The sequence below is a fragment of the Pseudomonas sp. DTU12.1 genome (assembly GCF_009873475.1).
Lineage (GTDB): Bacteria > Pseudomonadota > Gammaproteobacteria > Pseudomonadales > Pseudomonadaceae > Aquipseudomonas > Aquipseudomonas proteolytica.
In genome coordinates this window covers 3,565,752-3,587,089 of the sequence record NZ_CP045254.1, presented here as the reverse complement: position 1 = coordinate 3,587,089, position 21,338 = coordinate 3,565,752, and the positions used below count along the sequence as shown (strand labels likewise).

Annotated in this window: 18 protein-coding genes; 7 read left to right on the top strand and 11 right to left on the bottom strand. The window is 62.5% G+C overall.

What is annotated here, in order from left to right; all coding sequences use genetic code 11:
- Nucleotides 1–257 precede the first annotated feature (257 nt).
- The 3 genes from GDV60_RS15470 to GDV60_RS15460 all read left to right on the top strand — a co-directional run bounded on the left by GDV60_RS15470 (nucleotide 258) and on the right by GDV60_RS15460 (nucleotide 5,289).
- A complete protein-coding gene (locus GDV60_RS15470) occupies nucleotides 258–2,375 on the top strand; it encodes a PAS domain-containing sensor histidine kinase (RefSeq protein WP_159908015.1) in 2,118 nt (705 codons plus the stop codon).
- A gap of 58 nt (nucleotides 2,376–2,433) precedes the next feature.
- The gene (locus tag GDV60_RS15465; protein WP_159908013.1) at nucleotides 2,434–4,971 is read left to right on the top strand and encodes an excinuclease ABC subunit UvrA; all 2,538 of its coding nucleotides are present in this window, start codon (nucleotides 2,434–2,436) and stop codon (nucleotides 4,969–4,971) included.
- A 78-nt stretch (nucleotides 4,972–5,049) separates the two neighbouring features.
- The gene (locus tag GDV60_RS15460) at nucleotides 5,050–5,289 is read left to right on the top strand and encodes a DUF465 domain-containing protein (protein ID WP_032857259.1); all 240 of its coding nucleotides are present in this window, start codon (nucleotides 5,050–5,052) and stop codon (nucleotides 5,287–5,289) included.
- Between the two features lie 146 nt (nucleotides 5,290–5,435).
- Here the strand turns inward: GDV60_RS15460 and GDV60_RS15455 are convergent, their stop codons facing one another.
- From GDV60_RS15455 to GDV60_RS15445, 3 genes are all read right to left on the bottom strand, one after another.
- The gene (locus tag GDV60_RS15455) at nucleotides 5,436–6,806 is read right to left on the bottom strand and encodes a VOC family protein (protein WP_159908011.1); all 1,371 of its coding nucleotides are present in this window, start codon (nucleotides 6,804–6,806) and stop codon (nucleotides 5,436–5,438) included.
- A gap of 188 nt (nucleotides 6,807–6,994) precedes the next feature.
- A complete protein-coding gene (locus GDV60_RS15450; protein ID WP_159908009.1) occupies nucleotides 6,995–7,309 on the bottom strand; it encodes an SCP2 sterol-binding domain-containing protein in 315 nt (104 codons plus the stop codon).
- 56 nt (nucleotides 7,310–7,365) lie between these two features.
- Nucleotides 7,366–8,076: a histidine phosphatase family protein gene (locus GDV60_RS15445; protein ID WP_159908007.1), complete on the bottom strand. Its 711-nt coding sequence runs from the start codon at nucleotides 8,074–8,076 to the stop codon at nucleotides 7,366–7,368.
- 193 nt (nucleotides 8,077–8,269) lie between these two features.
- Between GDV60_RS15445 and sohB the strand changes: the two genes are divergently transcribed.
- Nucleotides 8,270–9,292 (top strand): protease SohB, encoded by a 1,023-nt coding sequence (gene sohB, locus GDV60_RS15440; RefSeq protein ID WP_159908005.1) that lies wholly within the window; start codon nucleotides 8,270–8,272, stop codon nucleotides 9,290–9,292.
- Nucleotides 9,293–9,365: 73 nt separating this feature from the next.
- Here the strand turns inward: sohB and GDV60_RS15435 are convergent, their stop codons facing one another.
- Complete coding sequence (locus GDV60_RS15435) at nucleotides 9,366–10,907, bottom strand: MFS transporter (protein WP_159908003.1); 1,542 nt, start codon at nucleotides 10,905–10,907, stop codon at nucleotides 9,366–9,368.
- 150 nt (nucleotides 10,908–11,057) lie between these two features.
- On the opposite strand from GDV60_RS15435, the gene GDV60_RS15430 reads away from it, so the two are divergent.
- Nucleotides 11,058–11,933, top strand: coding sequence for a LysR family transcriptional regulator (locus GDV60_RS15430; protein ID WP_070996104.1), 876 nt, complete (start codon nucleotides 11,058–11,060; stop codon nucleotides 11,931–11,933).
- Between the two features lie 18 nt (nucleotides 11,934–11,951).
- Here GDV60_RS15430 and dhaL read toward each other — a convergent pair whose 3' ends face one another.
- The 7 genes from dhaL to GDV60_RS15395 form a co-directional block, all read right to left on the bottom strand.
- Nucleotides 11,952–12,599, bottom strand: a complete 648-nt coding sequence (gene dhaL, locus GDV60_RS15425) for a dihydroxyacetone kinase subunit DhaL (protein ID WP_159908001.1) — start codon at nucleotides 12,597–12,599, stop codon at nucleotides 11,952–11,954.
- 3 nt (nucleotides 12,600–12,602) lie between these two features.
- Entirely contained in the window at nucleotides 12,603–13,604 is a 1,002-nt protein-coding gene (locus GDV60_RS15420) for a dihydroxyacetone kinase subunit DhaK (RefSeq protein WP_159907999.1), read from the bottom strand.
- A 152-nt stretch (nucleotides 13,605–13,756) separates the two neighbouring features.
- Nucleotides 13,757–14,872 (bottom strand): zinc-binding dehydrogenase, encoded by a 1,116-nt coding sequence (locus tag GDV60_RS15415; RefSeq protein WP_159907997.1) that lies wholly within the window; start codon nucleotides 14,870–14,872, stop codon nucleotides 13,757–13,759.
- Nucleotides 14,873–14,898: 26 nt separating this feature from the next.
- Complete coding sequence (locus tag GDV60_RS15410) at nucleotides 14,899–15,654, bottom strand: SDR family oxidoreductase (protein ID WP_159907995.1); 756 nt, start codon at nucleotides 15,652–15,654, stop codon at nucleotides 14,899–14,901.
- A gap of 148 nt (nucleotides 15,655–15,802) precedes the next feature.
- Nucleotides 15,803–16,810 (bottom strand): substrate-binding domain-containing protein, encoded by a 1,008-nt coding sequence (locus tag GDV60_RS15405; RefSeq protein WP_092239288.1) that lies wholly within the window; start codon nucleotides 16,808–16,810, stop codon nucleotides 15,803–15,805.
- A 54-nt stretch (nucleotides 16,811–16,864) separates the two neighbouring features.
- A complete protein-coding gene (locus GDV60_RS15400; RefSeq protein ID WP_029293719.1) occupies nucleotides 16,865–17,842 on the bottom strand; it encodes an ABC transporter permease in 978 nt (325 codons plus the stop codon).
- A complete protein-coding gene (locus GDV60_RS15395) occupies nucleotides 17,839–19,326 on the bottom strand; it encodes a sugar ABC transporter ATP-binding protein (RefSeq protein ID WP_029293721.1) in 1,488 nt (495 codons plus the stop codon). Before GDV60_RS15395 ends, GDV60_RS15400 begins: the two co-directional genes overlap by 4 nt.
- Nucleotides 19,327–19,608: 282 nt before the next feature.
- Here GDV60_RS15395 and rpiB point away from each other — a divergent pair, with 282 nt between their 5' ends.
- Entirely contained in the window at nucleotides 19,609–20,070 is a 462-nt protein-coding gene (rpiB, locus tag GDV60_RS15390; RefSeq protein ID WP_029293723.1) for a ribose 5-phosphate isomerase B, read from the top strand.
- A 63-nt stretch (nucleotides 20,071–20,133) separates the two neighbouring features.
- A complete protein-coding gene (locus GDV60_RS15385) occupies nucleotides 20,134–21,114 on the top strand; it encodes a sugar-binding transcriptional regulator (protein WP_029293725.1) in 981 nt (326 codons plus the stop codon).
- The last annotated feature ends 224 nt before the right edge of the window (nucleotides 21,115–21,338 follow it).

Below are 21,338 nucleotides of genomic sequence, written 5' to 3'. Positions count from 1 at the left end.
AAGAAACTTGCCGCCCCCCCGAACTTACTGTGGACCACCGTCTTTATGTGGCGAGCGGGCTTGCCCCGCGCTGGGTGGCAAAGCCACCCCAACCCCCTCACCATGCTCCACCAGACACCCCAAGGTGGCAGGTTCTGGAGCTTGCTGCGCAACCCAGCGAGGGGCAGCCCCCTAGCCACATTGATACAGAGTGAAACCATCCAGCACCGCTATGCTCCAACCTTGGCGAACGTCTTCTCTTTGTATGAGCAGGGTCCATGCAATTTTTATCCAATACCCATGGTTGTGACGGCTGGGGCGGTGAAATGGCCCAAAGGATTCGTGCCTTTGACTGGTCGAACACGGACCTGGGCTCGATTGACAGTTGGTCCACCAGCCTGACCTGTGCCGTGCAGATGCTCCTGGCCTCGCCGGTGCCGATGGTGATGCTCTGGGGGCGCGCCGGGTACATGATCTACAACGACAGTTACTCGGTGTTTGCCGGCGGCCGGCATCCGTCCCTGTTGGGCATGCCGGTGGAGCAGGGTTGGCCGGAAGTGGCCGATTTCAACCGGCATGTCATGAGCACCTGCCTGGCCGGCGGCACCTTGTCCTATCGCAACAAGGCCTTGACGCTGCTGCGCAATGGTCAACCCGAAGACTTGTGGCTGGACCTCTATTACAGCCCGGTAGCCGGTGACGACCAGCAGCCGGCCGGGGTGCTGGCGATTGTCGTGGAGACCACCGCGCACGTGCTGTCCGAGCGTTTGCGCCAGGAAGCCGAGGGTGCCTACCGTGTGGCGGACGAGCGTTTGCAACTGGCGCTCAATGCCGGGGCGTTGCTGGGCTCATTTGTCTGGGATGTGTTGCCGGATCGCCTGTCGGGAGACGAGCGTTTCGCCCGCACCCTGGGCCTGTCCATGGACGATGTGGAGCAGGGCCTGCCCATCGCCACCGCCACCGAGATCATCCATCCCGATGACCTGGCGCGGGTCAGCCGCCTGATCGCCCGCACCCTGGAAGCCGGCGGGTCATATAACGTCGAATTTCGCGTGTGGCGCCCTGACGCCAGCTATCTGTGGGTACTGGCCAGCGGGCGCTGCGAACTGGATGCGCAGGGGCAGCCGCTGCGCTTTCCCGGGGTGATCATTGATATCCATGTGCGCAAGATCGCGGAAGAGTCCCTGCTCAAGCTCACCCACAATCTGGAGCAGCGCGTCGCCGCCGAAGTCCAGGCGCGCTCGGCCGCCGAGGACCAGTTGCGCCAGTCGCAGAAGCTCGAGGCCATTGGCGGGCTGACGGGGGGCGTGGCCCATGACTTCAATAATCTGCTGCAGGTGATTGCCGGCAACCTGCACTTGCTGGCTCGCCATGAACGGGACAACCCCCAGGTACAACGGCGCGTCGGCGCTGCCCTGGCTGCCGTCGAGCGCGGCGCCAAGCTGTCTTCGCAACTGCTGGCGTTTGCCCGGCGTCAGCCCCTGTCACCGGCGGTGTTCAACCCCCGGCGCATTTATGAAGGCCTGGGTGAGTTACTGCAGCGGGCACTAGGGGAAACCATCCAGATCGATGTGCAATTGCCGCAAGACCCGTGGTGCATCCATGTCGACCGCAATCAGCTGGAAAATGCCGTGCTCAACCTGGCGATCAATGCCCGGGATGCCATGAAGGGCGAGGGGGTGATCCGCATCACTGGTGAAAACATCACCTTGTCGCCCGAGGAGGGCAGCCGCAACGGGATTGCCCCCGGTGAATATGTGCGCTTGTCTGTCAGCGACACCGGGGCCGGCATGTCGCCGGCGGTGCTGCGGCGGGTCTTCGAGCCGTTCTTTACCACCAAGCCAGACGGTCACGGCACCGGCCTGGGCTTGAGCATGGTGTTTGGTTTCGTCAAGCAAAGTGGCGGGCATGTGCAGGTCAGCAGCGAGCCGGGCCAGGGCACCGTAGTGCAGATGTACTTCCCCCACAGCCTTGAGCCGGAAAGCGAGGAAACGCCTGCCCAGGTGGTGTTGCAGGAAGGCGGCCGCGAAACCATCCTGGTCGTGGAGGACAACCAAGGTGTACGTGCCGCGGCGGTGGAGTTGCTGCAACAGGCCGGCTACACGGTGCTCACTGCCGAGGACGGCGATGACGCGATGTTGATGCTGCGCACCGGTTTGCGGCCGGACCTGATCTTTACCGACGTGGTCATGCCGGGGCGGTTCAAAAGCACGGACCTGGCCGAGTGGGCCAAGGTACAACAGCCGCCCGTTGCTGTGTTGTTTACCTCCGGGCATACCCGCGACGTGCTTTCCAGCAATCACCAGTTGGGAGCCGATATTCACCTGCTGGGTAAACCCTATAGCCCTGATGCCCTCGCGCAGCGGGTACGCTCAGTACTCAATGCACGTAATTGAACGTTTGCCCCGGTTCCTGGCTCCACCGCAGGACCTGCCACCTTTTACAAGGTTGACCATGACTTCAGCGCGCCACTTGCCGCCAGGCACCAATCTTCTTGCCGCGCGCCCCGGTTTTGTCCGGGTGCGGGGCGCCCGTGAACATAACCTGCGCAATGTCGATGTGGACATCCCACGGGATGCCCTGGTGGTGTTCACCGGGGTGTCGGGGTCGGGCAAGTCGTCCCTGGCGTTTTCCACCCTGTATGCCGAGGCGCAGCGGCGCTATTTCGAGTCGGTGGCGCCCTATGCCAGGCGCCTGATCGACCAGGTGGGCGTGCCGGATGTGGACTCCATCGAAGGCTTGCCGCCCGCCGTGGCGTTGCAACAGCAGCGGGGTACGCCGAGCACGCGCTCGTCGGTGGGCAGCGTGACTACCTTGTCCAGTTTGATCCGCATGCTCTATTCCCGTGCCGGCAGCTATCCGCCGGGGCAGCCGATGCTGTACGCCGAGGACTTCTCGCCCAACCTGCCCCAGGGCGCCTGCCCGCAGTGCCACGGCCTGGGCCGCGTGTATGAAGTGACCGAGGCGCTGATGGTGCCCGATCCCTCCTTGACCATTCGCCAGCGTGCCGTGGCTTCCTGGCCACTGGCCTGGCAGGGGCAAAACCTGCGGGATATCCTCGTGACGCTGGGTTACGACGTCGATATCCCTTGGCGCGAGCTGCCGAAAAAACAGCGCGACTGGATCCTCTTCACCGAGGAAACACCCACGGTGCCGGTGTACGCCGGCTTGACCCCGGCGCAAACCCACGACGCCCTCAAGCGCAAGCTCGAACCCAGTTACCAGGGCACCTTCAGCGGCGCCCGGCGCTACATCCTGCATACCTTCACCCACACCCAGAGCGCGTTGATGAAAAAGCGTGTCGCGCAATTTATGCAGGGCAGCCCGTGCCTCCTGTGCGAGGGCAAGCGCCTGAACAAGGCGGCGCTGTCGGTGAAGTTCGCCGGGGTGGATATTGGTGAGTTGTCGCAATTGTCATTGTTGCAACTGGCGCAACTTCTGCGTCCGGTGGCCGAGGGCAAAGGGCGGGTAAAACTTTCGCTGGAAAAACGCCTGGCCGCCCAACGTATCGCCCAGGATTTACTGGAGCGGGTCAGCACCCTGACCGACCTGGGCCTGGGCTATCTGTCCCTGGAGCGCAGTACGCCGACCCTGTCCTCTGGGGAGCTGCAGCGCCTGCGCCTGGCGACGCAATTGGGCTCGCAGTTGTTCGGGGTGATCTACGTGCTGGATGAACCGTCGGCCGGCTTGCATCCGGCGGATGGCGAGGCCTTGTTCACCGCCCTTGAGCGCCTGAAAGCCGCCGGCAACTCGCTGTTTGTGGTGGAACACGACCTGGAAACCATGCGCCGCGCCGACTGGCTGATCGACGTCGGCCCGGCAGCCGGCGAGCAGGGCGGCCAAGTGTTGTACAGCGGCCCACCGGCAGGCCTGGCACAGGTCCAAGCCTCACAGACCCGCGAATACCTGTTTGCCGAGCCGCAACCGCTGAACCCTTCGCGTCGTGCGCCGAGCGGCTGGCTCAGCCTGGAAGGGGTCAGCCGCAATAACCTCGACGAGGTGAGCGTGGACTTCCCCCTGGGTTGTTTTACGGCGGTGACGGGGATTTCGGGGTCGGGTAAATCCAGCCTGGTCAGCCAGGCGCTGTTGGACCTGGTGGGTGAGGGGCTGGGGCGGGCGGTGGTCAGCGAGGATGAGCCCGACCTGCAGGACCCTGCACCGCAAACCAGCGGCGGGCGCATCCGCGCGGGCCTGGAACAGATCCGCCGCCTGGTACAGGTGGACCAGAAGCCCATCGGCCGCACCCCGCGCTCCAACCTCGCGACCTATACCGGCTTGTTCGATAACGTGCGCAAACTGTTCGCCGCCACCCCAGCCGCGAAAAAACACCACTACGATGCCGGGCAGTTCTCCTTCAACGTGGCCAAGGGTCGTTGCCCGAACTGCGAGGGCGAGGGTTTTGTCAGCGTCGAATTGCTGTTTATGCCCAGCGTCTACGCCCCTTGCCCCACCTGCCACGGCGCGCGCTATAACCCCCAGACCCTGGCGATTACCTGGCAGGGCCTGAACATTGCCCAGGTACTGGGCCTGACCGTCGAACAGGCGGTGGACGTGTTCGCCGAACAGCCGGGCATACTGCGTGCGTTGCAGGTCCTGCGCGACATCGGCCTGGGCTACCTGCGCCTGGGCCAGCCGGCCACCGAACTGTCCGGCGGCGAGGCCCAGCGGATCAAACTGGCCACCGAACTGCAACGCACCGCGCGGGGCGCAACCCTGTACGTCCTCGACGAGCCTACCACCGGCCTGCACCCCCGTGACGTTGACCGCCTGCTACTGCAACTCAACCATCTGGTGGACGCCGGTCACACAGTGATTGTGGTCGAACACGAAATGCGCGTGGTGGCCCAGAGCGACTGGGTCATCGACATCGGCCCAGGCGCCGGCGACCAGGGCGGCCAAGTCGTCGCCAGCGGCACGCCCCAACACGTCGCCCAAAGCAAAACCAGCCGCACCGCACCGTTCCTCGCACGCGAGCTGGGCCCGGGGAATTGACCTTGGGCATGACAAGAGGCCCATGGATGGGCTAGCTTCAAGGTGTACCAGTCATTGACTAACTTGCGGAGGTACTTCATGCCAGTGAAACATGATCTTTATCAGGATTTGGGGTTGAGCAAGGAAGACGTTCAGCAGCGTCGGGCAAGCCACCATCGGTTGGATGTATTGCTCACTCAGTATGACGTCGCCGACAAGGAGGTACTGGAAGCTGAATCCGCAAGTGCCAATGACGATGATGTGGAGAACCTGAAGAAGAAACGCCTGTTGATCAAAGATAAAATCGTCGAACAACTGGAGCAGACCAAAGGGCATTAGCCAACGCCTGGGGAGGCGCCATATTTGTTCAGAATTGACCAAAGGACAGCCACCCCTGCACTGCCTATTATCCCAACCGTTCGCCCGACCCTGGGGCACGTTGACTGCGCATGGATTGCGTTGTGGTGTCGGGCGAACTCTATTTTCTAGGTGCGCAGCGCCTGCAGGCAGGCGTCGATCGAGCGCTGCTGGGTGTCGGCGTACAGCTGCAACTCATCAATGGTCTGGCGGCCCAGGGCCTGTTCGAATTCGGCCTGGTTGGCGTTGGCCGCGTAGTGACTCTGCGCCGCATCGCCCAGGTTCGACTGGAAAATCCCCGCCGCGCTGACCGGCAGAAAATCCTCATACACTAACGGTTCGATTGCCACGTCACCGGCCTCAAGCAGTGCGTCCAGATTGGGGAGCGGGCTCTTATCGGCTGCGCGGCCCTTGTCGGTCAGGAAGTAGCGAAAGAACGCCAACCCCTGTTCGCGCATGGCCCGGTGGTTATCCGGGAAGGCCTGGAAGTGCTGCTCCATCAGTTCGGTGTAGCGCTGGGCGTTGGCCTCATTGGGGAAGGCGCCCAGTTCATCCCGGGCGGCGTTGAGCAACTGGTCGTAGAGTGCGCGGCCTTTGGGCGTCAGGGCCACGCCACGTTGTTCGATTTCGCCAAAGCGTGCGCTGTGGCTGCCCGTGGCATCGGTAAAGGCGATGGCTTCGTCGAGGGCCTTGAAGCTGGTCTGGCGCAGCAGGATCGGGCATTGGCGGCGGGGTGGGCCTTCGATCACGGCCTTGGGGGTGATGCCTTTGCCGGGCATGTCGGCTTGTACGCGGTCGATGTCCAGGGTGCGTGGGGTCAGGTGATTGATGTGCGGGCCCTTGAAGGCCACCACATCGGCAATCAGCCGGTGCTGGGCGCTGAGTTGTTGGTATTGGGCGGCGCTGACGGTGGCTGTGTGGTGCCAGCGAAAAGTTTCCAGGGCTTGCTGGATAAAGGCCTGGGCATCGTTGGCATTCAGGCCGCCGTCGGCTTCGGCCTGTTCGATCAGGGCCAGCGCCCGTGGGGTGAAGATCGAGCGCTTGCCCAGGGCGGCTTCGGCAAAGGCCCGCAGTTCAAGGTTTTCGATCAGTTCCAGGCGCAGCAGCGAGGTGAAGACCCGGAACGGGCTGGTCTGCAAGGCGCTTTCATGCACTGCGCGAAAGGCCGTGGAATGCACCGGCACGCCGGCCGGGGTGAGGTCGTAGTAACCCACCGGCTGCATGCCCATCACCGCAAACAGGCGACTGATGGTTGCCAGTTCAAGGGCCGTGCCCAGGCGGATGGCGCCGTGGCGCTCCATGTCCAGGCGCTGGATTTCACCGGTGCGCTGCAGTTGCCGCGCCAGGTCGGGATCGCTCGCCAGCACCCGGGCATTGGTGTCGGCCACCAACTCCAGCAGCGCGCCATACAGCGGCACTTCCTCGCGGTACATGTCGGACATGGCCTTGGAGAAGTCTTTGCGGATGTCGTCGGGGCTGATATGGCGCGGGGTAGGCATAGAAAAAATCCTGGCTGCGATAACGGTGGTATGGGCCGTGAGCCAGATTTTGTTGGGCGTTGCCCGTGGGTGCAAATGAAGATTCCTCTGGACTTCATTCTGCAAATGAATGAGTTCCACTGCGGGAACCGGTACAAACAAAAATCCCGCCTGGGCAGGCGGGATTGGTCAACCCAGGTTGCCCTGGATCAGGCCGGGAACAGTTCGCTCAGCTTCATCGCCAGCATCATGTCGCCTTCGGTGCGCAGTTTGCCGCCCATGAAGGCCTGCATGCCGTCGGTGGAACCGTCGACGATGCCTTTCATGGTGTCGCCGTCCATGACCAGGGTCACTTGAGCATGTTCATTCACGCCTTCTTGCAGTTCGCAAGTGTTGTTCTTGACGATCAGCGAGAAGTTCTGGGTGTCGTCGATACGGAAACCGAACACCAGGTCCAGGCCGTCGGCGGCGCCTGGGTTGAATTTGGCTTTCATTGCTTCTACGGCTTTAGCTACGTCAGTCATGGTTCGATCCTTTTATGGGTGGTGCCAGTGACCTTGGGGTCACGGTTGGCCGCAATTCATCGGAAAGTGATGAGCTGCGGCGCCTTCAACAGTTGCAAGTGGGTATGGCTGTTGAAGGAAGCCAGTGCCACCTCGCGTCCACGGAACTTCAAGTGGTTGAGCGAGGTGTTGACAATCTGCCAGTTCAGCTCGAAAGCCTGGGCGGCAGGTATGCGGGTAATCAGGTGGAGCATGGCGGTGATGGTGCCGCCAGAGGTAAATACCGCGATCTTGTGGGAGTTGTCCGCCGCCTCTAGCAGACGCTGCAAGCCACCCCGGACCCGTTCGACAAACCCCAACCAGCTTTCCAGGCCGGGCGTGTCGTAGGTCCCGCTCAGCCAGCGCTCGATGATCAGGGCGAAGATCCGCTGGAACTCGCTACGGTTGTGCGGCGCGTTGCGCAGGATCTCCAGGGCTTCGGGCTCGCTGTCGAGCAAATCCGGGAGCAGGGCGCGGATGATCGCGTCGGCATCGAATTCGTTGAAGGCGCTGTCGATTTCCAGGGGCGGCACCGGCAAGCCTTGGGCGCCGATGGACTCGAAGGCGGCGTTGGCGGTGTGCTGCTGGCGGCGCAGGTCGCCCGACACGCAGCGGTCGAACATCAGGCCCAGATCCGCCAGGTGGCTGCCCAGTACCTGTGCCTGCTGCACACCGACGGGCGACAGGACGTCATAGTCGTCTGCACCGAAGGAGGCCTGGCCATGTCGAATCAAATAGATGCTGCCCACGTCCGTTCACCCGGTACGTTGAAAGTCTGGCGAGGTTATGAGGATGCCGGGAAGCTGTCAATGAAAAAACATACGCTTGTTTTAAAAGCTCGTTAGAGGCCCGTTTCAAGGGGTTTCAGCTCTGGCTCACCGGCAGTCCCATCGGTATGCTGGGGCAATCCGCGCCTGGCGCACCGTATCTGTAAGGAGTCCCATGGAGTTTTTGGCTGAGTATGCAAGTTTTCTGGCTAAAACCGTCACGTTGGTCGTCGCCATCCTGGTGGTGCTGATCAGTTTCGCGGCGTTGCGCAGCAAGGGCCGGCGCAAGAATGCAGGGCAGTTGCAGGTCAGCAAGCTCAATGACTTCTACAAAGGCCTGCGCGAGCGCCTGGAGCAGACCCTGCTCGACAAGGATCAGCTCAAGGCCCTGCGCAAGTCCCAGGGCAAGGCCGAGAAAAAACACAAGAAAACCCCCGAGGCCAAGCCACGGGTGTTTGTCCTGGATTTTGACGGCGACATCAAGGCCTCGGCCACCGAGAGCCTGCGTCATGAAATCACCGCACTGCTGAGCCTGGCGACGCCCAAGGACGAGGTGGTGCTGCGCCTGGAAAGCGGCGGTGGCATGGTCCACAGCTATGGCCTGGCCTCGTCGCAATTGGCACGCATCCGCGAGGCGGGCGTGCCGTTGACGGTGTGCATCGACAAGGTTGCGGCCAGCGGCGGCTACATGATGGCGTGCATCGGCGAGAAGATCATCAGTGCACCGTTTGCGATCCTCGGTTCGATTGGCGTGGTAGCCCAGTTGCCCAACGTCAACCGCCTGCTGAAAAAGCACGATATCGACTTCGAAGTGCTGACCGCTGGCGAGTACAAGCGCACCCTGACGGTGTTTGGCGAAAACACCGAGAAAGGCCGGGAGAAGTTCCAGGAAGACCTGGATATCACCCACCAACTGTTCAAGAACTTCGTCTCGCGCTATCGCCCGCAACTGGCGATTGATGATGTGGCCACCGGCGAAGTCTGGCTGGGCGTCGCAGCGCTGGACAAGCAATTGGTGGACGCCCTGCAGACCAGCGACGAATACCTGGCGACCAAGGCCAAGACCGCCGAACTGTTCCACCTGCACTATGCCGAGCGCAAAAGCTTGCAGGAGCGGGTGGGCCTGGCGGCCAGCGGCTCGGTGGACCGGGTACTGCTGACCTGGTGGAGCCGCCTGACCCAGCAGCGCTTCTGGTAACACGGCCGCCTCTGTAGGAGCGAGCTTGCTCGCGAAAAACTCAAGACCAACGCGGTCATCCACCATACCCGCGTTACCGTTGACGACCTTCGCGAGCAAGCTCGCTCCTACAAGGTGTGGGAATCGGATGCCTCATCAGCAGGCCCACCACCAGCGCCCCCAGCAGGCTCAACACTCCCGCCACCCACAATACCCGGCCAAACCCACCGACAAACGCCTGCCAGGCCAAAGGTTGCACTTGCCCTTGCGCTGATTCCGGCAGCAGCGCCATGGCCGCAGGCATGTCCCCGGCCACTACCCGTGAGGCAATTCCCGGTACCTGAGCCTGCCATTGCGCGCCAAGGCTGGCTTGCAGCAGATGCTCGCTATGGCTGGCCAGCAGTGCCCCGTATACCCCGATCGCCAACATGATCGCGCTGAAACGCATGGTGGTACTCATGCCCGAGGCCATGCCCGCTCGGTCTCTCGGCACGCAGGCCATGATGTTTTTCTGGGTATCGCCATTAAGCAGCCCGGCACCGGCGCCGGTCACTGCAATTGCCAGGGCGAACGGTAGATAACCGCCGACACTCACGGCCCAGGCACTGAGCAGGTTGCCGCTGCCCACCAGGGCCAGCCCGGCCGCCATCAGGGTGGCCGGGGCAAAGCGGCTGGCCAGGCGTGCGCCGATGCGCGGGCAGATCAGCATGGTCAGGGCAAACGGCAGCATCCCCAAGCCCGAGGCAATCGCCGAAAACCCCAGGCCGTTCTGCAGGTAAAACGGCAGCAGCGTCATCATCACCTGGGCACAGCCGGCATAGGCAAACATCCCCAGCAACGCGCCGATAAACCGTGGCGACTGGAACAGTTGCAGGTCCACCATCGGTCGGTGTTGCAAGCGCTCCACCCACACAAACAGGCCCAGCAGGAACGCGCCGCCAAGCAGTCGCGCAGAGGTCAACGGGTTGTCCCAGCCGATCCGGTTGGCTTCGATCAGGCCCCAGATCAGGCATAGCAGGCTGGCGCTGAAGGTCAGGCTGCCCCAAGGGTCGAGGCGCGCCGATTGGCTGTCGCGCGATTCCGGTATGGCATGCAGGACCAGCGCCAGTAACGCCAGGCCCACCGGCAGGTTGAGGTAGAAAATCCAGCGCCAACCCAGGTACTGGGTAATCAGGCCGCCGAGGGTCGGCGCGGCGGTCATCGCCACGCCCATGCAGGCGCCCCAGAAGGCCCAGGCCTTGGCCCGTTCCAGTTCATCGTGAAAGGCGTGGCCGATGGACGCCAGGGCTGATGTCAGCAGTAACGCCGCACCGACACCTTTGACGGCGCGGGCGATATCCAGCAGCAGCACGTTGGGGGCGGCGCCACAGCCCAGGGAGGCGAGGATAAAAATAACCAGGCCACAGAGCAGAGTTTTCTTGCGACCAAAGCGGTCGGCAATGCTCCCGGCCGGCAACAGCAGGGCGGCGAACGCCAGCATATACGCGCTGACCACCCATTCGATATCGGCAAAATTGGCCCCCAGGTCGCGGGCGATAGTCGGCAGGGTCACGGCGACGATATTGGTATCGAGGACAATCAGCGAGCAGACCCCCGAGGCGGTCAACAAGGTAAGGCGTGGGCTGACCTGGCTCATGGCATGATTACCTGGCAGGCAACAGGCAAGCTGGATTTGACGGGCATCGTAGCGACTCTCTACTGTGGGCGTCCTGTCAGCTTAACGTCGGCGCCCAGTGGTTCTGTTAGCTGAGGCGAAGCACATCATTACCTTTGAGCTAATCCTGCAATGGAAATACGTCATTTCCGCTACTTCCTGGCCGTTGCCCGGCACCGCAACTTCACGCGTGCCGCTGAACAACTTGACATTGCCCCACCCACCTTGAGCCGGCAGATCCAGGATATGGAGCGCACCCTGGGCACTCGTCTGTTTATCCGGCGTCAGCGTGACGTCAGCTTGACCGAGGCGGGTACCGCGCTGCTGGCCGAAGCCGAGGCCACCGTGCGCCAGTTCGAGTTTGCCCAGCGCAATGCCCAGCGCGCCGGGCGTGGCGAAATCGGCCATATCGAATTGGGTTATGTGGCGTCGGCGGTGTATTCGGGGGTGCTGCAACGCCAGGTGCAGGCGTTTTGCGCAGAGTTTGCCGATGTGAGCCTCAGCGTGCGGGAAAGCCCCATGGCCCTGTTGCCGGGGCTGGTGGCCGAAGGGCGCTACGACATTGGCTACATTCGCTCACCGATGACCTTGCCCGACGGTGTGGAGGCGCTACGCCTGGGCAGCGAAGGTTTTGTCCTGGCGCTGCCCCAGGGCTCGTGGCTGCTGGGCTTGAAGGCGATCACCTGCGAGCATTTGCAGAACGAGACCTTCATCCTGCCCGAACAGATCAGCGGCACCTTGCAGGTGGCCGCGCAAGGCGGGTATGCCCCGCGCCTGGGGCCCCAGCCGGGAGGCCTGGTGGCGGTGATTGCCCTGGTGTCGCTGGGGCAGGGGGTGGCGGTAGTGCCGGAATCGGTGGTGGGGCATGTCAGCCTGCCGGGCGTGCAATACCGCCACATCCAGGGCAGCGATGCGTCGTCGTGGCTGTCGCTGATTTACCGGCGCTTTGAAAAGGCCCCGGCCGTGGCGCGGTATATCCAGCACATCAAACACAACCCCACCCTGTAGGCGCCGGCAAGCCGGCCCCTACAGGGCCAGGCGGGGTTGGATCGAGTCTGCCAGTTGCGTGAGGATCAGGCAGCAGGACACCGCCCCGGCGTCCAGCACCCCCAGCGACCGTTCGCCCAGGCGGCTGGCCCGGCCGATCTTGGCCACCAGGTCCTTGGTCGAGTCGCGGCCCTGGGAGGCTGCACTTTTCATCGCGTCCAGGGCATCACCGAAGGAGGCGCCCCCCGCCTGCGCCCGCTCAAACGCCTCCACTGCGGGAATCAAGGTGTCCATCAAACACTTGTCGCCCACGCCGGCTTCGGTGATGTCCTGCAACGAGGTCAGGCCGCCGCGCAGTAAATGGGCGAAGGTCGCGCCATCGATGTCTTCGCAGCCGCGTACTTCGTCGGCCATGCCGATAAACAGGCTGCCATACAGCGGGCCCATGGAGCCGCCGATGCCTTCCATCAGGCTCAGGGTCAGTTCATCCAGGGCCTCGGCCAGGGTCAACTCCCGGCCCTCAATGGTGCGGCCACAATGGGCGAAGCCCTTGGCCATATTGATGCCGTGGTCACCATCGCCAATCGCGCCGTCGACCGCGCTGAGGTATTCACGGTTGGCGACGATCACGCTCACCAGGTCAGCGACAATCGCGCTGCCGTCGCGGGTAGAGAAATGTTGGCTCATGGTTTACTCCGCCTGGGTCATGCCGATGGAGCGGCAAGGTTGGTCGATCAGGGTTTTCAGCTCGGCATCCAGGCCCAGCAGGGTCAGGGTCACGCCCATCATTTCCAGGGAGGTGAAGTAGTTGCCGACGTAGCAGCGATGGATCTTCAGGCCCTTGGCCTTGAGCTGGCTTTCGACTTCGGCGTAGAAAATGTACAGCTCCATCACCGGCGTCGCGCCCAGGCCCGAGACCAGTACCACCACGCTGTCATCCTGGCTGAAATCCCGATCCGCGAGGATCGGTGCCAGCATGCGCGTGGCCATGGCAGCGGCGGACTCGATCGGAATCACTTCGATGCCGGGTTCGCCGTGGTGGCCGATACCCAATTCCATCTGGCCATCCGGGATCTGGAAGTTCGGCTTGCCCACGGCCGCAATGGTGCAGGGCGTCAGGCCGATACCGATCGAGCGGCAGTGATCGACGGCCTTCTGCGCGACGCGGATCACCCCGTCCAGGTCATAGTGTTGGGCGGCGGCGGCACCGCCGATTTTCCACATAAAGATTTCCCCGGCCACCCCGCGCCGCTTGGCGATATCGGCCTTGGGCGCCGACGCCACGTCATCGTTGGCGACTACGGTGCGGATCTGCATATCTTTGCTGGCGGCCATTTTCATCGCCAGCTTCACGTTCATATTGTCGCCGGCATAGTTGCCGTACAGGCAGGCCACGCCCGCCCCGTGATCGGCGGCGCGGAAGGCATCGAAGAAGCTTTTGGCGGTGGGCGAAGAGAAGATTTCGCCGACGGCCACGGCGTCCACCAGGCCGGGGCCCACATAACCCAGAAACGCCGGCTCATGGCCGGAGCCGCCGCCGGTGACGATGCCGACGCGGCCTGGGCCCGAGGGCTTGGCCTTGCTGATCACGCGGGGGTTGGTGTCGCTTTGGCGCAGTTCGGGATGGGCGACCAGAATGCCGCGCAGCATGTCCTCGACCACTTGGTCCGGATCGTTGATGACTCGATTCATAACGCGGGTTCCTGTTCTTGTTGTCTTGGGCGCAGTCGGTTAAATGTGGGAGCGGGCTTGCTCGCGAAAGCGGTGGGTCAGCCAACTGATGTGTCTTCTGACACACCGCCTTCGCGAGCAAGCCCGCTCCCACATTTGGGATGTGTGTTGGGTCAGGGTTCGAGCACAACCTTCAAGGACTTGTCCCCGCGCTCCATCACCGCAAACGCTTCCTTGAAATCCGCCAACGCAAACTTGTGGGTCACTACGTCGCGCATGTCGATCTTGCGCTTGCCGATAAAGTCGATGGCCCGTGGGTACATGTAGGGCCCCAGGTGCGAACCCAGCACGTCCAGTTCCTTGCGGTCGCCAATGATCGACCAATCTACCGTGGCCTCGTCGTTGAATACGCTGAATTCGACAAAGCGTCCCAGCTTGCGCAGCATCGCCAGGCCCTGGTTCACCGCCTTGTGGTGCCCGGTGGCTTCGATGTAAATGTCGCAGCCATAACCGTCGGTGATTTCGCGGATTTTCGCCAGTACATCAACCTCGGCCGGGTTCCACACCTCATCGGCGCCCATGCGCAGGGCCAGTTCGGCGCGTTCGGGTTTCATGTCGAGCACGATCAGGCGTTTGGGGTTGCGCATGCGCACCGCGCCGATGATTCCCAGACCCAGGGTGCCGGCGCCGGCTACCACCACGATATCGTCGAAATCCACATTGGCCCGTTCCGCCGCGTGCAGCGAGCAGGCCAGGGGTTCGATCAGGATCGCCTCGTCCGGCGCGATGGAGTCCGGCACTTGGTGGATGATGCCTTCCTTGGTGAAAATCATGTATTGGGCCATGGCGCCCTGGACGTTGTTCTGGAAGCCGTAGAGGTCGTGTTTCTGGCACATCCAGTACTGGCCGTGGTTGCAGAAGCGGCAGCCCCAGCACGGCACGATCTGCTCGGAAATCACCCGGTCGCCGACTTTCACTCCACGCTTCTCGGCGCCGGGACCCAGGGCGACCACGCGGCACACAAATTCATGCCCGGGAATCATCGGCGGCTTGACGTAGCGCGGCTGCTCGGCGTCGCCCCAGAACGATGGCGCGCCGCGATAGGTCTTGATATCGCCCATGCAGATGCCGCACAGCTCGACCTTGGTCAGAATCTCGTCGGGGCCGGGGGTGGGCACGTCGACGGTTTCCAGGCGATAGTCTTCCGGACCATGGCAGACCACGGCCTGCATGGTCTTGGGGATCACCGGGTGGAGTTGTTCGGCGGTACGTTCGGTAGCGGTGGACATGACAAACCTCACGACGAATAGATGGGTTACTGAATGCTGTAGCCGCCGTCGATCACCATATTGGCGCCGGTGATCATCTGGGCTGCATCGCTGAGCAGGTACAACGCCAGCCCGGCGATTTCATCGGGCTGGGCAAAACGGCCCGCCGGGATCTGCAATTTGGCCCGTTCGCCCACTTCGCCTGCCCAGGCTTTCTTGCCCAGGGCAGTCTCGACAATGGTGGGGGAGATGGCATTTACATTGATGTGCGGTGCCCATTCCATGGCCAGGACCTTGGTCATGCCGACAATCGCAGCCTTGCTCGCGCAATACGCCACATGTCGATCCAGGCCGATCACCGCTGCCTGGGACGCCAGGTTGACGATGCGCCCGCTGCCCTGGGCCAGCATGTATTTGGCACAGGCCTGGGCCACGAAGAAGCTGGCCTTGAGGTTGATATCCAGGGTGATGTCCCAGGCGTTTTCGCTGACGTCGATGGCCTTGTCCAGCATCACCACGCCGGCGCTGTTGACCAGGTAGTCCAGGCGCTTGAAGTGCGCGAACACGTAGTCGATGCTGCTCTGCACCTGGTCGAGTTGGCGCAGGTCGACGGCAAGGCCGATATGCCCGGCGCCGAGGCGGGCGGCCACTTCAACCACGGCCGGATCGCGGTCGAGCAAGGCCACGCGGGCACCACGCTCCACCAGCAGGCTGGCGCACGCCAGACCAATCCCCGCCGCCCCGCCGGTGATCACGGCGCAACGGTCGCTGAGGTCGAAGGCTTGGTTCCAGAATCCAGACATTGGTTTAACTCCATTCTCAAAAACAGTGCCGATCAAATGTGGGAGCTGGCTTGCCTGCGATAGCAGCGACTGGGTAACCCTGATACACCGAGGTGCTCGCATCGCAGGCAAGCCAGCTCCCACACTGGGCTGTATTGCACATCAATATTTACTTGCTGCCACTGACCTGCTGGTACAGCGCATCCGCATTTGCATTGGTCACCGGCACCCACGGCAGGATGTAGTTCTTGGCGGTGCCGTCGCCCCAGGTCACGTCCTTGGCATAGCGCTCCCAGATCACCGACTTGGGCGTGTAGTCCTTGCCGGCCAATTGGCGCAGGGCCACATCGAGTGCGCCCTGGGACTGGGCCTGGGCGTCTTGCAGGAAGGTGGTGACTTCATCTTTTTTTGCCGCCTGGATCGCATCGGGCATGCCGTCGATGGAGGTGACGGGCACGTCCTTGGACGTCAGGCCATGGGACTTGAGGGCCTGCACGGCGCCGAGGGCCATGTCGTCGTTTTGCGCGATCACCCCGTTGATGCCTTTGGGGTGGGCGTTCAGCCAATCTTCAGTCAGGGTCAGGGCCTGGGCGCGGTCCCAGTTGGCGGTCTTTTTCTCGATGATCTTGATCCCGGGGTGCTTGCCCAGTACCTCCAGCTCGCCTTTTTCCCGATCGATCTGCGCCGACTGGCCAATCGGCCCCTGGATGATCACCACATTGCCCTTGCCCTGGAGTTTGTCGACCATGGCCTGGGCCTGCAGGCGCCCGCCCTCGACATCATCGTTGCCCACGTACGGCACGCTGGCATCGGCGACCTTGGTGTTGGAGGCAATCACCACCACATCGTTGGACATCGCCTGCTTCACGGTGCCAACGCCGGCCTTGGTGTCGATGGGCACGAAGAGGATCGCGTCGTAGCGCTGGGTCACCATGTTTTCGATCTGGTTGTTCTGGGTCAGGGCGTCATAGTTGCCGTCGAAGACGGTCAACTGCACGGTGCCGTCCTTGACCGCCGGGTGTTCTTTCAGCTCGCGTACCCAGTTCTGCATGAACTGGCCCTTGAGGCCGTACACGGCAGCGCCGACTTTGTAGGTCTTGCCATCGGCGGCCAGGGTGATGCTGCTGGCGAGCAGGGTGAGGGCCGCAACGGCGGCAAATGATGTAGCGACTTTCATGATGAGAGCTCCGTTTATTGTTGTGGTCGTTCAGTTCGTTCAGAGGAAAAGCGACTAGCGTTTTTTCTTGCGCCACACGTCAATCAACACCGCGAGCACGATGATCAGGCCCTTGGCGACCTGCTGGTAATAGGAGGACACGCCGAGCAGGTTCAGGCCGTTGTTGATCACCCCGATCAGCAGGGCGCCGAACAGCGTGCCGACGATGGTGCCGACGCCGCCCGACAGGCTGGTGCCGCCGATCACCACCGCGGCAATCGCATCCAGCTCATAAGACATGCCGGCCTGGGGCAGGGCCGAGGTGGTGCGCGCAGACAGCACCACGCCTGCCAGGCCGGCGAGCAAGCCCGAGACCACGTACACCGAGAACGTCACCTTGCGCACGCCGATTCCCGAGGTGCGCGCGCTTTTTTCATTGCCGCCCACCGCGTACACATAGCGCCCGTAAGTGGTGTAGCGCAGCACCATCCAGAAAATCAGCGCAACCACGGCAAAGATGATGATCGGCACGCCAATCGGCCCCAGCTTGCCGATGCCCAGGGCCAGGTAGGCGTCCGGCAGGTCGGTGACCGGGCTGCCGTCGTTGAGGATGAAGGTCATGCCTCGGGCAATGCTGAGCATGCCCAGAGTGGCGACAAAGGGCGGGATCGACAGGTTGGCCACCATAAAGCCGTTGACCACCCCCAGCATCGCCCCGGCAAACATCCCGGCGCTGACGGCGGCGAGCAGGCCGTAGCCCTGGGTCGCGACCAGTGCGCTGCACAGGCCGGCGAAGGCGAGGATCGAGCCCACCGAGAGGTCGATGCCCTTGGTCAGGATCACATAGGTCATGCCCACCGCAAGGATGCCGTTGATCGAGGTCTGGCGCAGGATGTCCATCCAGTTGCGCCAGGTCATGAAGTATTCGCTGGAGAACGCCATGACCACGCACAGCAGGATAAACACCAGCGGCAGGCCAAAGCGGTCGAGGGAAAGCCGCAGGCGGCTGCGCGCGGGGGTGGTCAGCGGGGCGGTAATGGTTTTGGCATTCATGAGGCAAGACTCAACAAGGCTTCCTGGGAAAGGGCGGTGTCGCTGCTGATAGTCACCAGCCGGCCACCCTTGAAGACGGCGATACGGTCGCTCAGGTGCAGCAGCTCCGGGGCTTCCGACGACACCACGATGGCCGCACCACCGGCGCGCACGAACTGGTCCAGCAAGTGATAGATCTCCTGCTTGGCGCCTTCATCGATGCCCCGGGTCGGCTCGTCGCACAGCAGGCACACCGGCTGGGTCGACAGGCATTTGGCAAGCACCACCTTCTGCTGATTGCCGCCGCTCATGGACGCCACTGGCAGGTCCAGGGAAGTGGTCTTGATCTGCAGGCGCTTGACCATGTCTTCGGCCAGTTGGTTTTCCTTGCGCGCATTGATCAGTGACCAGCTCGACAGCTGCTTGTACGCCGATAACGCGATGTTCGAGAGGATGCTGGAGCTGAGCACCAGGCCGCTTTCCTTGCGGTCTTCGGTGACCAGCGACATGCCGGCGCGGATGGTCGCCTTGGGCAGGCCGATGGGCATCGGTTTGCCTTGCAGGGTGACGCTGCCGGCATCCGGGGTGGTCAGGCCGTAAATGCAATTGAGGAACTCGCTGCGCCCCGAGCCCATCAGGCCATAGATGCCGAGGATTTCGCCCTGGCGCAATTGCAGGCTGATGTCCTGGAACTCGCCGCTGCGGCTCAGGCCCTGGACGTCCAGGCAGCACTCGGCGGCGCTTTCGCGGCCGACCTTGTGGTCGATGCGCGTCAATTCCTGGCCGACGATGCCGCGCACCAGGTGGGCGCGGTCGATATCGGCCATGCGCCCGCTTTCGACGAAGGCGCCATCGCGGAAGATGCTGTAGTCGTCGGCAATCTGCGCCAGTTCGCTGAGGCGATGGGACACATACACGATCCCGGCGCCCCGCGCGGTGAGGCGGCGGATGGCCTTGAACAGGGTTTCGGCTTCGCGCTCGCCAATGGCGGAGGTGGGCTCGTCCATGATCATCACCTGGCAGTCATGGCTGAACGCCTTGGCGATCTCTACCAACTGGATCTGCGCCACGCTCAAGCGATGCATGGGCGCGGTAGCCTCGACGTCGAACTCCAGGCTTTCCAGCAGTTCGCGGGTGCGTCGGTTCAGCGCCTTGCTGTCGACGATGCAGCCGGCGCGCCGTGGTTCGCGGCCCAGCCAGATGTTTTCGGCGACGGTCATGTAGGGGATCGGTTCCAGCTCCTGGGTGATCATCGCGACACCTGCCGCCAGCGCTTCACTAGGGCGATGGAAATGCACAGGGGCGCCATTGAGCAGGATGCTGCCGGCGTCACGCTGGGTGATGCCCATCAAAATACTGAGGAACGTGGATTTGCCGGCGCCGTTGCCGCCGCACAGGGCATGCACACTGCCGGCCCGCAGCGAGAGGCGGCCGTCACGCAGGGCAGGGATGCCGGCGTAGGCCTTGGCGACGTGTTCAGCCTGGAGCAGTAATGGCGTAGCCATCGGCGTGTCCTCGTGCTGTGAATTCTTATTAGGTACACAGTCGTGTTGCTGCGTGAGCATATGTGTATCAAATGAAATTCTGATCAGTCAATCTCTTTCATTGAAAACTTGTAATTACCTGCTCTTTCTTAATTCGTGGCGTTTTAGAGGGGTTTGACTGGCAGGTCAGTTAAATCGTGCTTGACAGTTGCCGGGGAATATCCGAGAAATGGCTGATCGAAATTTCACTGAGTGATCATATGATCAGCCTTAAATTTCACCACGGCAGCGGAGCCTAATGCCATGAACACACCTTTCCCGGTGGCTATCGGATGTGATGAAGCAGGTTTTGAGCTCAAGGAGCTGTTGAAGCGCCATATCGAGGCGCTGGGGTATCCGGTGACCGACTTTGGCACCCATTCCACAGCCCCGGTGCTCTACCCGGATATTGCGCTGGCGGTGGCCACGGCCATCAACGCCGGGCAGCAGCGCCTGGGCGTGCTGGTGTGTGGCACCGGCATCGGCATGGCCATCTCGGCCAATAAAGTGCTGGGGATTCGCGCGGCCCAGGCCCACGACACCTATTCGGCAGAACGGGCGCGCAAGAGCAACGATGCGCAGATCCTGTCCATCGGTGCGCGGGTGGTGGGTGCGGAGCTGGCCAAGAGCATCGTCACCGCGTTTCTGGCCTCGGAGTTCGAGGCGGCACGGTCCGGGGCCAAGGTCGAGCGCATCAATGCCATTGAGCGTGATGGGCATCAGTAGTGGACGTAGCGGGGCAAGAGTCGGGAGAATGCGCCTTTGACGCCGAAACGGAAGCCCGTCCCCATGAGTGACAGCACCCTGCGCACCGCCAGCGATATCGATCTGATGACCGAAGTGGCGATGCTCTATTACCTTGAGAACGTCACTCAGGAAGCCATCGCCAAGCGGTTCGACCTGTCCCGGGCCAAAGTCAGCCGGCTGCTCAAGCGTGCGCGCGATGAAGGGATTGTCGAAGTGCGGGTGTTGCAGCATCCGGCAATGAACAATGAACTGGAGCAGGCGCTGGTGGAGCGCTTCCAGTTGGACCGTGCGTTGATCGCGGTCGATCACAGCGACGCCGACACCCAGCGCTCCGCCGTGGCCAGCCTGGTGGCCAACTACCTGAACAAGACCCTGGGCGACGGGATGATCGTCGCCGTGGGCATGGGCCGCAATGTGGGAGCGGTGGCCGATAATGTGTTTTTGCCGGTGACGCGCAACTGCACGTTTGTCTGCGCCATTGGCGGTTCGCTCAAGGCTGGCGAATACATGAACCCCGACCACATCTGCCGACGCCTGGCCCTGCGCTTTGGCGGTGAAAGCGAAAGCCTGTACGCCCCGGCACTGGTGGCCAACCCGGAACTGCGCAGCGTACTGATCAGCAACGACACCGTACGCTCCACCCTCGACCGTGCACGGCGGGCCGACATGGCGCTGATCGGCATCGGTGACATGAGCGAAAACAGCAATATGGTGCGCATGGGCTGGTTCTCACCCCAGGAAATCGCCCAGGCGCGTTTGTCCGGCACTGTGGGCGACATGATGGGCTACGACTTTATCGACATCCATGGCCAGCCGGCGGTCAACGCCATTCAAGGGCGGGTGATCGGCTTGACGGTACAGGAGCTGTTCCGTATTCCAGATGTAGTGGCAATCGCCAGTGAAAACACCAAGGCGGCGGCGACGCTGGGGGCGCTGCGCTCGGGGGTGATCAATACCCTGGCAACCACGGTAACGAATGCCCACACCATCCTGGCGCTGGACGACGCAACCCGCAAAACCTGACACACCAAGGGTCAAAATGGGGGGGGCGGGCTTGCTCGCGAAAGCGGTGTATCAGTCAATCTCTCTTGTGACTGATACACCGCTTTCGCGAGCAAGCCCGCTCCCACATGGGAATGTGCGTCGCTGGGTTACAGATCTTGTAATAGTTTTAAATTGTAGGAAATTTGTATTTCGGCTGTAGGATTAAGGTCCTTTTCTCACTGCAGGACTTGCATGAACACCCT